This window comes from Bacteroides sp. AM54-2NS (assembly GCF_003602935.1).
Lineage (GTDB): Bacteria > Bacteroidota > Bacteroidia > Bacteroidales > Bacteroidaceae > Bacteroides > Bacteroides xylanisolvens.
Genome location: NZ_QTMZ01000040.1, coordinates 1 through 13,849 on the forward strand (window position 1 = coordinate 1; position 13,849 = coordinate 13,849).

The 13,849-nt window shown below is 44.4% G+C and carries 6 protein-coding genes and 3 pseudogenes; 5 read left to right on the forward strand and 4 right to left on the reverse strand.

The genetic code is table 11. The features are described 5' to 3' along the window. Nucleotides 1-306: 306 nt before the first annotated feature. From DXA05_RS19810 to DXA05_RS19830, 5 genes and pseudogenes are all read left to right on the forward strand, one after another. A pseudogene (locus tag DXA05_RS19810) lies at nt 307-1,121 on the forward strand (glycoside hydrolase family 16 protein). Nucleotides 1,122-1,141: 20 nt separating this feature from the next. Next, a complete protein-coding gene (locus DXA05_RS19815; protein ID WP_128859537.1) occupies nt 1,142-4,330 on the forward strand; it encodes a SusC/RagA family TonB-linked outer membrane protein in 3,189 nt (1,062 codons plus the stop codon). An 11-nt stretch (nt 4,331-4,341) separates the two neighbouring features. Next, a pseudogene (locus DXA05_RS19820) lies at nt 4,342-6,017 on the forward strand (SusD/RagB family nutrient-binding outer membrane lipoprotein). 20 nt (nt 6,018-6,037) lie between these two features. Then, nucleotides 6,038-7,299, forward strand: a pseudogene (locus DXA05_RS19825) (hypothetical protein). A 112-nt stretch (nt 7,300-7,411) separates the two neighbouring features. Further along, on the forward strand, nt 7,412-9,706 hold the full coding sequence (locus DXA05_RS19830; protein WP_049701397.1) for a glycoside hydrolase family 3 N-terminal domain-containing protein: 2,295 nt from the start codon (nt 7,412-7,414) through the stop codon (nt 9,704-9,706). Between the two features lie 240 nt (nt 9,707-9,946). Here DXA05_RS19830 and cysK read toward each other — a convergent pair whose 3' ends face one another. From cysK to DXA05_RS19850, 4 genes are all read right to left on the reverse strand, one after another. Then, on the reverse strand, nt 9,947-10,894 hold the full coding sequence (gene cysK / locus DXA05_RS19835; RefSeq protein WP_004317446.1) for a cysteine synthase A: 948 nt from the start codon (nt 10,892-10,894) through the stop codon (nt 9,947-9,949). Between the two features lie 127 nt (nt 10,895-11,021). Beyond that, entirely contained in the window at nt 11,022-11,822 is an 801-nt protein-coding gene (locus DXA05_RS19840) for an alpha/beta hydrolase (protein ID WP_008775292.1), read from the reverse strand. 19 nt (nt 11,823-11,841) lie between these two features. After that, nucleotides 11,842-12,348 carry a hypothetical protein gene (locus DXA05_RS19845; RefSeq protein ID WP_008641340.1) on the reverse strand — a complete coding sequence of 169 codons (507 nt, stop codon included), beginning with the start codon at nt 12,346-12,348 and terminating at the stop codon, nt 11,842-11,844. 27 nt (nt 12,349-12,375) lie between these two features. After that, nucleotides 12,376-13,848, reverse strand: a complete 1,473-nt coding sequence (locus tag DXA05_RS19850) for an N-6 DNA methylase (RefSeq protein ID WP_008641342.1) — start codon at nt 13,846-13,848, stop codon at nt 12,376-12,378. Nucleotide 13,849 lies beyond the last annotated feature (1 nt).

The following is a 13,849-nucleotide window of genomic DNA, read 5'->3' on the forward strand; positions in this document are numbered from 1 at the left end:
AATTATGCCCTTTCAGGGCGCAAATTCAGATTGTCGTTTTTACGTAGGGCGTTGCCCTACGCTATATAATTAAGCCCTTTCAGGGCACTCCGCAAAATTATCATTTACCTCATTCTTGTACAGCAACAATCTTCGAAAAAGAATGGGTAAGATAACATCCGTTCGATAAAAATCAGCAGATTTGTCAGCAATCAAACCTAATATGTCAGCAATCTGACCATCGTTTTAGCCGGATATTAGCATCTTTGCACCAAGCTCTACAAGTATAAAGCACATATTACGTTTAACCTTTAAAATGCTAAAACGATGAAAAAAGTAGCACTATTCCTATTTTTATCCGTTTGCTTCGCGCAACAATCCTGCTCGTCGGATTCTGTTGGAACGGAACCGGAAGAAAATCCACAAGACATTCTTTTTAAAGACGATTTCAACTTTTTCGACGAAAAGTATGGACGAAAGAAACTCATGAACCCGGTTGGACCAATCAAGAGCTACAGGCATACGATGCCGCTCATGTATCGGTAGGAAAAGACGGGGATAAATCGGTTCTGATTCTTACCGCCGAACGCAAAGGGAATAAAATCTATTCAGGCAGGATCAATTCAAAAGGGAAAAAGAGTTTCAAGTATCGCAAGATAGAAGCAAGTATCAAGCTTCCCAAGACTAACGGCGGACTATGGCCTGCTTTCTGGATGATGGGAGACAACGACAAACAGTGGCCGGCATGCGGGGAGATTGATATTATGGAAATGGGAGAACAGAGCGGAATGGCTGCGGGCGATTCGGAAAAACAAGTGAACACCGCCATTCACTATGGCCCTAGCGCAGCGGCTCACGAACAGCAATACTACAAAGCCAATGTTGCCAACAGCCTGCAAGACGGCAATTATCACACCTACTCTCTGGATTGGGATGAAAACAACCTGACAATATCCATCGACAACGTCAAGTTTCATACGTTCGACATTAGCTCGAACACCTACTTTCATGACAACTTCTACATCCTGTTCAACCTCGCCGTGGGAGGTGCGTTTACAGGAATTACCGATATTAATAAACTGACGGGCCTGAAAGACGGTCAGAAAGTGAAGATGTACATCGACTGGATGAAAATATTATAGGAATCTTAAATATATATGCTATGAATATGGAAAAATGTAAGTATCTACTGTTTTGCGGAACACTCGCTCTTTGGATGGCGGGAGGTTTCCAGCAAGTGTATGCAGCAACGGAACCAAGTTCCCAGGCTATTCAACAACAAAGCAACAAGGTAACCGGAAAAGTGAGCGATGCCACAGGTCCTATCATTGGGGCTTCCGTAGTGGAGAAAGGAACTGCCAACGGAACGATTACCGATCTGGATGGAAATTTCAGTTTGAATGTAAAAGCGGGAGCTACGCTCGTTGTCAGCTACGTGGGTTATAAATCCGAAGAAGTAAAAGCGGGAAGAGGTCCTTTGAACATCACCTTGAAAGAGGATGCCAAAGCATTGGATGAAGTGGTAGTCACCGCCCTTGGCATCAAGAGAGAGCGCAAAGCGTTGGGCTACGGCATTGATGAAGTGAAAGGTGAAGCCTTGACCAAAGCGAAAGAGACGAATCTTATCAACTCCATGGCAGGACGTGTGCCGGGCTTGGTAGTCAGCCAGACCGCCGGTGGTCCTTCCGGTTCTACGCGCGTTATTCTGCGAGGCAGTACCGAAATGACCGGCAATAACCAGCCTCTTTATGTAGTGGACGGTGTACCTTTGGACAACACTAATTTCGGCAGTGCCGGCACAAACGGAGGCTTCGACTTGGGCGACGGTATTTCGAGCATCAATGCCGATGACGTAGAAAACATGTCGGTATTGAAAGGCCCTGCGGCATCCGCACTTTATGGTAGCCGTGCCAGCCACGGTGTTATCTTGATTACAACCAAGCGAGCCAACAAGGATAAAATCAGCGTGGAATATAACGGAACACTGACTTTCGATACCCAACTTGCCAAATGGGACGAAGTTCAACAGATATACGGTATGGGAAGCAATGGTACTTATAGCTATGATGCCATATCCAACACAAACAAAAGTTGGGGCCCAAAAGCGGACGGTTCAAACATGCTGAAGTATTTCGACGGCGTGGAACGCCCTTTCCTCATTGTCCCCGACAATACGTCCAACTTCTTCCGCACGGGTATCACCGCCACCAACTCCGCCATCATAGGTGTGAACAGCGGAAAAACCGGAATTCGCTTTACCTATACGGATATGCGCAATAAAGACATTGTTCCCCAGACACACATGAGCCGTGACATTTTCAACCTGCGCGCCAATACGTCTGCAGGAAAGGTAGACTTGGATTTCAGCGTCAACTATACACGGGAAGACGTGAAGAACCGTCCGGCATTGGGCGACAGCAAGTCCAATATCGGTAAAAACCTGATGACCCTTGCCACCACCTACGACCAGGAATGGTTGCAAACCTATCAGACTGCCGACGGCGAATATTCCAACTGGAACGGCATGGATCCCTACAACGTGAATCCGTACTGGGATATCTATAAGAACTTCAATAAATCCAAGAAAGACTTGTTCCGCATGAACGGCAAGGCCGTATGGAACATCGACCCACATCTGAAACTTCAAGCAACGCTGGGTGCCGAACTCAACTGGTTCACGTTCGATGATTACAAAGCACCTACCACTCCCGGATTCGAAGCCGGAAGACTTCAAAACAGTGCTTTCCGCAACCGCATGTACAACTTTGAAGTGTTGGCTCTCTACAACAACCATTGGGGTGATTTCGATTTCAACGCTACGTTAGGCGGCAATGTATATAAGGTAAACAACCAGACCACCGTTACCACCGCTCAAGACATGAAGATACGCGATGTCCCTTCATTGACGAGCTTCAACGAGATCAGTGTAGTGCCCGGCAGTTACCGCAAGCAGATTAATTCGGTTTACGGAGCAGTGAACGTGGGATGGAAACACATGCTTTACCTCGATGCTACGTTGCGTGGCGACCAATCGTCTACCCTTCCCACTGGCAACAACATGTATGTGTATCCTTCTTTCTCCGGTAGCTTTGTATTCTCCGAGCTGACAAAACTGGGCGACCTCCTGCCTTACGGAAAGGTGCGTATGTCATGGGCCCAAGTAGGTAGCGATACCGATCCTTATCAATTGGGACTCGTCTATACGAAATCCAAATATGCTTATCCCGGATATACCATCGGATATATCGATAACGGAACCATCCCCAACAAAGACTTGAAACCAACCAAAACAAACTCCGTGGAAATGGGATTGGAATTGAAATTCCTGAAGAACCGTATCGGACTGGATTTCACCTACTATTCTCAAATCAGTAAAAACCAGATTATGGGAATGGCAAGTTCCTGGACAACCGGTTATAACTATCGCTTGATTAATGCCGGCAAGATAGAAAACAAAGGTATTGAGATTGCCCTTAGCACACGACCGATTCAAACACGCGATTTTTCCTGGGACATTAATCTGAACTTCTCCAAGAACAGCAACAAAGTAAAAGAACTGGATGGCGAATCGGATATGTTTGAACTGGAAAAAGCATCTTGGCTCGACGTTCAGGTGGCCGCTAAGGTAGGCGAGAACTTTGGTTCTATTGTAGGCCCGGACTTCCAACGGAACGAAAAGGGAGATATTCTGATTGACCCGCAAACCGGTCTGCCGCAATATGACAAGAGCAACCACGTATTGGGTAATGCCTCTTGGGACTGGACAGGTGGATTACTCACCAACTTTACCTACAAGAATCTTTCGCTGGTAGCGGTATTCGATGTGAAAGTAGGTGCCGACCTCTATTCGATGTCTGCCCGTGCTGCTTATGAATCGGGTAAAAGTCCGGAGACATTGGCAGGACGCGACGCCTGGTATCGCTCGGAAGAAGAAAGATTGGCAGCCGGCATTGCAAAAGGAGCCGATAACTGGAAGCCGACAGGCGGATTCGTTGCTCCGGGTGTCATCGACAACGGTGATGGAACGTATCGCCCCAACGACATCTACATCAATCCGGAAGACTACTGGATGAGCGTTTGCCGTAATGCACCTTCTATGTTTATTTACGACAACTCATACGTGAAATGCCGTGAGCTAACGTTGAGTTACAATGTACCCAAATCCTGGCTGAAGAATGTAATAAGCGGACTGACCGTTTCGTTCGTTGCCCGCAATCCGTTCATCGTATGGAAGAATATCCCGAATATCGACCCGGATTCCAACTACAACAATACCACCGGTATGGGACTTGAATACGGTTCGTTGCCTTCACGCAGAAGCTATGGTTTTAATGTAAATGTGAAATTCTAAAAAGATATATCATGAGACAATCTAAATACATCACAATCATCACGATGGCATGTGCCCTGTTTTTCGCTTCTTGCAGCGATGAATACATGGAAAACATGAATACCGACCCTTCCAAGGCCGCTACCATCGACCCGAATGCGCAGCTCACCACTGCCCAACTGCAAACGTACGGAGACCTTAGTATGATGGAAATCTACCGTAACTACCATTATGCATTCACCCAACAACTGATGGGATGTTGGAACACCACCAACTACGGCGGACGCCATACGCTAGACAATAATGAAATGAGCCGTATCTGGACATCGTTCTACACTCAATCCCTGAAGAATATCATTGATGCTCAATATCGCACAGCCGAAGATGCAGAGAAAGTGAACATCAACTCTGTGCTCCGCATTTATCGGGTTTATCTTATGTCTATCATCACCGACACTTACGGAGACGCTCCTTTCAGTGAAGCCGGCCTGGGATTCCTCGAAGGAAAGTTCAATCCGAAGTATGACAAACAGGAAGATATTTACAACGCTTTCTTTCTGGAGCTGGAAGATGCCGTCAATAAAATCGATCCGACCAAAGATAAAGTGACAGGTGACCTCATCTATGCCGGTGATGTAACTAAATGGCAACAACTGGCAAACTCGCTTCGCCTACGTTTTGCCATGCGAATCTCCAATGTCAATCCTACAAAGGCACAAACGGAATTTGAAAATGCTTTAGCTGCCAATGGGGGTGTGATAACGGACGCCTCAAGCGATGCGCTCATCAAATACATGACAATCGCATTTAGTTTCGGACAAGAAGCTTACTCTGATTATCGCGGAAATTCATTGTCACAGTTATTGTTCGGCAACGACCCCGCTAATAATCCAAGTTACCTCTGCTCCACTTTCTTTAATCAGCTACGCCAATCCGGTGACCCTCGTACATTCAAAATTTCCCGTTGTTATTATGACGGGCTGATGAGTGCCACCAGTCCCGACAATCGTGTCGACATCACCCAGGAGATGATTGAAAAAGGGATTGATTTCAGTCCGCGCAACCCGGGTGCCTACTCGTGGGAGCCATGGCCTACAGGATACGACAGCGATATTTGTAAGGAATTAGCCGTTAACAACCCTTCTGTTACAGCAACCATGCTCGTGAAGTGGAACCCAAACTTGCCAATAATTTCCTAAAAAGCGACAATCCGGGCGTAGTGATGACCTCTGCAGAAGTGAAGTTCCTGATGGCAGAAGCTACTGTGAAAAAATGGAATGTCGGCAGTGTGTCGGCAGAAGATCTTTACAAGCAAGGAGTGCGTGCAGCTATGGATTTCCTGACAGACAACTACGGTTGCACGGCTACTACTGATGCAGAGTTTGATGCATTCATTCAAGGTAGAGGGACGTTCGGACATACGGACAATCAGAAACTTGAAGCTATCAATACACAGGCCTGGATTCTTCACTTCACCAATCCTGCCGAATGTTGGGCAAACGTGCGTCGTTCCGGTTATCCGAAGTTGAAATCACCGGCAGAATATGGGTTCGGACAATATCTCACCGGTGGAACGGAAATTCCGGTACGTCTCTGCTATCCTGTATTGGAATCTTCCTATAATAAGAAAAGCTACAATGAAGCCATCGAGCGCATGGGAGGAACAGACAATTGGCACAGCCTTCTGTGGTGGGATACTGAAAACTAACTATTAAACAATCATCCATTATGAAAAAGATATATATTGCACTATTTGCCCTACTCGCTGTAGGCTCCACATTTACTGCATGCACCGAGGAAGAACCGTTCGCTACGGTGACGGAAAATGATGATCCGCATATCCTTGCTCCGGTATTCCCTGACAGGACGAACGGCCAATTGGCAACATTCGCCAACATCAGCCGGGATGCGAACTTATCCATCGCGCTGACCGTGACTCCGAAAGATTACACCACAGTAACCTGGTTCATTGATGGACAGGAAGTAGAATCGGGTACCGACTCCGACAAAGAAATCAACCGTAGTCTGAAAGCCGGTACGTATAATTTGAAAATAGAAGTGGAAACTGTGAAAGGGAAGAAGACTTCCCGTGAAGGATTAGTGGTGGTCAACCCATTGGCTGATGACCCTCAATCTAAAGAAGTAGCCTTTGAGAGAATTGTATCTCCCGGTAAGACTGCCCGTTTATATGGCAGTAATCTACAAAACGTAACAGCTATCCTCTTGGGAGGAAACACGATCACCGATCCTACTTATGTTGAATCGGAAGACGAGAACTATCTGGAATACATCGTTCCGACAGGCGTAAGCGAAGGCGATTACCGTATCGTTCTGCAAGATGCCGCCGGCAATGAATATGGAGCCGACATGGTGAAAGTGACCAATGCTTCCCTTGTCATTTCGGGGGCTAACCGGGCTACTGCCAACGTGGACTGGACCATTTCCGGTATCAATCTTGAAAATATCGCTTCTCTAACTATCGGCGGACAGACGGTGTCTCAATTCAGCAATCAATCTTCTACGGAAGTTACGCTGACTTGTCCGGAGTTGTCTGATGGAAGCTATACGATGACAGGCAAAACTCGTAGCGGAGAGGCTGTGCAGTTCTTAAACGATAATGCTACGACTACCGAGCAGACTGTTATTATATCTACTGAAATAACGCTTTGGTCAGGACATCATTACGTTTCATGGGATATGCCGGAAGGTGATCCCAACAGAACTTTTAATTTGATTCCGATGGATGCGTTTACCGGTATTACAGCCGGATCGACACTAAAAGTTGTCTACTCCATAGACCTACTGCCGAATATCATCAGATGCGACTTGCTACCGGCAATTGGTCGTACTTCACAGACCCGATAAACTTCTCGGAAAACGGTGAATACGCACTGACACTGACCCAAGACATGCTGAATATGATTCAAGCTGAAAACGGATTCATCTGTGTAGGACATGGCTATTATGTAGATTTGGTAACCGTGAAATAATGTTCCTAAGTAAGTTTAAAAATCATTCATACCATAAGTATCTGTCATTCTTCGGGTTAAATCCATCTGAATGACAGATTACATAAACGATGCTACTTAAAAACAAATCATAATGAAACTAAGAAATATTATATTAATGACCGCATCTATCGCAATGACTGCCTGTTCCAAACAGGCAGTTCCCACTGCCATTCCTGAAGACGCAAAAATAGAACAACAAGTGGAAGAGCTTCTATCAAAAATGGATCTTGACGCCAAGATAGGGCAAATGACCGAGCTTGCTATTGATGTATTAGGAGAGACGATAAATGGAGAATTCCAATTGGACGAGGCAAAACTCCACAAAGCGATTGCTGAATACAAGGTAGGTTCGTTTCTCAATGCTCCCGGCCCGGTAGCACAAAACCCTGAAAAGTGGAACGAGATTATCGGTCGAATACAAGAACTGTCGATGACGGAGATTGGTATTCCATGTATCTACGGCCTGGATCAGAATCATGGTACTACCTATACATTGGGCGGCACGCTCTTTCCTCAAAATATCAATATGGGTGCTGCCTTCAATCCGGATTTGACATACGAAGCGGCACGTGTAACAGCTTATGAGACAAGGGCTAGCAATTGTCCCTGGACATACTCCCCCACCGTCGATATGGCACGTGATCCCCGTTGGCCACGTGTATGGGAAAATTATGGAGAAGACTGTTTAGTCAATGCCATTATGGGCAGCACTGCTGTCCGAGGCTTCCAAGGAGATGATCCTAACCATATTCCCGCCGACCGAATCGCCACCTCCGTGAAACATTACATGGGATACAGCATGCCACGTACCGGTAAAGACCGCACACCGGCTTATATATCGGTTTCCGAACTGCGTGAGAAATGTTTTGCACCGTTCAAGGCTTGTGTGGAAGCAGGTGCACTGACTATAATGGTCAACAGTGGTTCCATCAACGGAAAGCCTGTGCACGCCGACCGCGAACTCCTTACACAATGGCTGAAAGAAGACTTAGGATGGGACGGAATGTTAATCACCGACTGGGCGGACATCAACAATCTTTATACCCGCGAACATGTGGCGGCGGACAAGAAAGAAGCCATCGAAATAGCAATCAATGCAGGTATAGACATGGCTATGGAACCGTATGATCTCAATTATTGTACACTACTAAAAGAGTTAGTGCAAGAGAAGAAAATACCCATGAGCCGTATTGACGATGCCGTCCGCCGGGTGCTTAGACTTAAATTCCGTCTGGGTCTGTTCGATCATCCGAACACTTTATTGAAAGATTATCCTCTCTTCGGCAGCAAGGAGCATGCACTTATCGCACTTCATGCAGCCGAAGAATCGGAAATATTGCTAAAAAATAAAGATAATATTCTTCCGCTTCCTCAAGGAAAAAAGATATTGGTAACCGGTCCGAACGCCAACTCCATGCGTTGCTTGAACGGCGGTTGGAGCTATTCGTGGCAAGGACATCTGACCGATAGATTTGCCGACAAATATAACACCATTTACGAAGCAATCTGCAACAAATTCGGAGCCGATCATGTCCGTTTGGAACAAGGCGTAACCTACAAACCCGAAGGGGCTTACATGGAAGAAAATGAACCGGAGATTGAGAAAGCTGTGACCGCCGCCCGCAACGTGGATATTATTATCGCCTGCATCGGTGAAAATTCGTATTGCGAAACACCCGGTAATCTTTCAGAACTTGCTATCTCCGCCAACCAAAGCAAACTGGTAAAGGCACTTTCCGCTACGGGAAAACCGATCATCCTGATACTCAATGAGGGTCGTCCCCGCATTATCAACGACTTGGAGCCATTGGCTGATGCTATTATTGACATTCTATTACCCGGAAACTATGGTGGTGATGCATTAGCGAACATTCTGGCAGGAGACGTGAACCCCAGTGCCAAGATGCCTTACACATATCCGCGACACGAAGCAGCACTGACTACCTACGATTATCGGGTGAGTGAAGAGATGGACAAAATGGAAGGAGCTTATGACTACAATGCAGTAGTCTCCGTTCAATGGCCTTTCGGATACGGATTGAGCTACACCACTTTCGAATACAGCAACTTCCAAACGGACAAATCTTCGTTTACCACAGGAGATGATTTGCACTTTTCCATAGACGTAACCAATACCGGTAAATATGCCGGAAAAGAAGTTGTCATGCTATTCAGCAGTGATCTTGTGGCCTCGCTTACTCCCGAAAACCGCCGGTTACGAGCCTTCAAAAAGGTGGAACTGCAACCGGGCGAAACCCAAACTGTCACTCTATCCGTCAAAGGCAGTGACTTGGCTTTTGTCAATTCCGACGGGCAATGGGTACTGGAACAAGGAGATTTCCGTATGCAATGCGGAAATCAAGTATTGACTATTACTTATAAGTAGGTATTTATAAATAAATGCGCATTATTAATGCATACACTCCCGACAATAACTCTATGAGACACTGCGTTACTTTGTGGTGAACTCAAATTATCATCTAACCGGCTGAACAGCCTCAAACGGCTGTTCAACCAAACTTAAACAACCGCTCCTCTTGATCCAAACGACCGTATGTCTACAACAAAAAGACAAACGTTTGAGTCCAAAGGAGCGGTTGTTTTTATCTGGAGGAAAGCGGCATTATTACAAAGGATATTCCTCAAAAGCATACAAAATGGTAGATAAATAACGTTCGCCTGTATCGGGTAATAATGCAACAATCATTTTCCCGGCATTTTCCGGTCGCTTCGCCAGTTCCGTAGCAGCATATACAGCCGCTCCTGAAGATATGCCTACCAACAAACCTTCCTGTTTGGCTAATTCACGACTCGTACGAATGGCATCGTCATTCTGCACCTGAATAATCTCATCTACGATAGAAGCCTTGTACGTTTTAGGAACAAACCCTGCACCGATTCCCTGAATCTTATGCGGACCTGGTTTACCTCCCGATAGTACCGGAGAATCAGAAGGTTCTACTGCCACAATCTTTATACTCGGATCACGCATCTTCAGCGCTTCACCTACACCGCTAACTGTCCCGCCAGTACCTACTCCGGCCACAAAGATATCGACTTTCCCCTCGGTATCTCTCCATATTTCCAGACCAGTAGTCCGTAAATGCATGGCGGGGTTAGCAGGATTCTCAAATTGTTGTAAGATGACAGCTCCCGGAGTGACCGCTTTCAGTTCTTCAGCTTTGGCAATGGCTCCTTTCATACCATCTGCACCAGGAGTCAATACTAATTCCGCACCTAAAGCTTTCAGAAGATTACGCCGTTCGATACTCATGGTATCGGGCATCGTCAGAATCAGTTTATAGCCTTTAGCTGCCGAAACAAAAGCCAATCCCACGCCGGTATTCCCGCTGGTCGGTTCAATGATAGTCGCTCCGGGATGCAAAATTCCTTTCGTTTCTGCATCCTCAATCATAGCCAATGCTATGCGGTCCTTCACGCTTCCTGCCGGATTGAAAGATTCAATCTTTACAATCAGACGAGCTTTCAGGTCGTTACTTGTATTATAGTTACTAAGTTCCAATAACGGAGTATTACCTACCAAATCCGTCAATTTTCTTGCTATCTTTTCCATATATATCTGTTTTAAATTTCTCTTGTTTTAATATATGACAAAGATAGTGCGGATTCTGTTCAGGGTAAATACCATATATGTGGTAAATTCATACCACATATATCTGACTTCTTGCCAGAACAATATATCATTTGAATCTCTTCACATAATCTGCAATCAGACAACATGCCGGACCGAGTACCTGACCATGATCGAATCCTTGCATTTCATACAAAGTCACCTTCTTGTTACCTATACTTTTCAAGACAGCTTCCAGCAACGCATTTTCTTCATATCTTGCCGCCATCTCCAGATGCTTGTCCCCCGTAATCAACACGAGAGGAGCAGTTTCCTTGCGGGCCTTATTTACCGGAGCATACTCATCAACCACCGGAATACCGTCAGGCAAACCGCGTTCCTTACGAATAGTGAAATGTGTCACCGTCTGACCACTCACCGGAAGATAAGCAGCTACACTATCGGCATCTGCTCCGTATGCTGCCAAGTACTTTTTATCCATTGCCAGAATCAATGAAAGATAACCTCCCGCAGAATGACCGGAAACGAAAATGTAATCCTTACGACCGCCATACTTCTCAATATTCTTGAAAACCCATGCCACAGCTTCAGCCGCATCTTCGATGTAAGCCGGATTCTTTACTTTCGGACTCAAACGGTAATTCACCGCCACTACTGCAAACCCTTGTTCTCTCAATTCTTTGGGAATAAATTTATTTCCACCTTCCATACCACCGCCATGAAACCAAACGATAGTTGAGAAATCCTTCTTGTTTTCAGGATAATAAATATCCAGTTTACAACGCTCCTGACGATAGGTGTCCGTTTCGGAACCAGAGACATAAGATATATCTTTATCGGTGCGATAAACATTTTGTGCTTGAGCAATGCAAGTAACAAGCAAAAAGAGAAGAGAAAAAATCTTTTTCATGGTTTTATTTATTTTATATTCATCTATTAGTACTATTCTTAAAAATTACTTTAGAGTTAATGATGTCATGTTCATCAATATATAATTCAGGATTCTCACCCGAGCTTTCCACCAAAGCTTCAATTGTGATACACTCATCCGGCAACCACTGTTTAAAATGTAACATATTATCTCTCAACTCTACCATATTATTGTCCGTAGCTGATAATTGAATCATCTTTTTTACATTTTTCGTATATAATGGAAGTCCGCCCCCTTTAGCCACTAAAGAAGATTGGGCACCTTCACCAATAATATTTCTATTTCCCGTATTCTCTAACGTATAACATATTCTCCAAAGATTTTCAACCGGTATCGTATCTTCATACTGTACAAAGACAGTAATTCCAGGTATTTTAGGTTTTTGCGTCAGCAATGTACTCTCTGTACAGCAGATTGTCACTCTGACTTTTTCCTTCGAGAAATATGAAAGCAAAGTAACTACTCCTCCTAAAATTGTGACTATTGTAACTATAACTTCTATCATACACCTGTGTCTTTTTTTTCATAATTACTATTCTTTAGTCAGCTCCCTCAATCGCCATGCACAATCTTTAAATTGCTTATCAATACACTTTAACCGCTCTTCCAATTCATCTATTCTTTGTAAAGCAACTTTTACATCAATCTCCTTTCTCTCAATCTTATCCTCTACATACTTAATTACTTTCAAATCGTACTTGTTATGCCGTATCTCATCCTGCGTAGCGATATAGAACGAACAACCTTTTTTTTCTCTCCCCATCTCTTCTCCGGCAAGAAACTTTTTATATGTATTCGAAAGCTGTTCCAGCATTTTATCAGAAAGTTTACAAAGTCCTTTATTCGAAATATACCCCTTCCGTGCGTCAACAAATAAAGTTTGCGTCCTCATTCTTTCCTTTCTGAATACAAGAATTGCCGTAGAGATAGCCGCTCCATAAAATAGATTCGGCGGCAATTCAATAACTGCCTCAAGTAAATTATGTTCAATAATCTGCTCTCGTATCTTACTTTCAGTATTTCGGAACAAAACGCCTACCGGTACTACTACAACAGCTTGTCCGTCATTCCGCAAACTTGCCAAAATATGACTTATATACGCCCATGTAACCTGACTTTTAGGAGGAATGCCATATTTAAAGCGTTTGTAAAAATCACTATAAGCCTCTTCGGCTGCCCACTTATCCGCAAATGGAGGCACAGAGACAACAATATCAAACTTTCTTAGCCCTCCATGATCCAACAATTTAGGATTACTAAGACTATCTCCCCAAAGAAAAGTCGCACCCTTGAAGCCATTCAGCATCAGATTCATTTTTGTCAATGCATACAAATTCCAATTCACTTCTTGCCCATAGAGCTCAGTACCTCTGATCCCCATTTTTTTACCGACCTCAACCAACAGAGTACCACTACCGGATGCCGGATCGCACAAACAAGCATTTTTTCTATCGCCATCTATTAGTTTCGTGATCAAACTAACTACCTCTGTAGGAGTAAGCACATTATTTATCTTTTTACCTGCTTCTTCAGCAAATATATATAACAACTGATTATATAAATCACCAACGTCTATCAACTGCCCGGTAGCATTAGTCAGCCTGATTTCTTGAAAAAGCAAAAGAAGCTCACGCAACTTGATCGATCTCGCGTTCATATCTCCTAATATATTACTTTCGAAATCAATAGCTTTATTGATTTCATAACCTTCAGTAACCAAAGCGTTCACCTGCTCCAGTTCATAAAGAGCCATATTTATCAATCTGCCAAGTTCCGGTGAATCAAGTTCTTTACATAGATAATCGAAAGAACTGCGCTCGGACACTAACAAACGTAAAGCAGGGCTATTATCATCTTGTTGAAAAGAATTATTTGATTTATAGTACTCACTTGCAGATTTCAAAAATAGCAGAGCCAATACATAATCCCTGCACTGATCGGCAGAAATCGTTCCACCCAAAATTTGCCGTGCTTTACTTACGATATAATATGCTTTCTCTTTCATA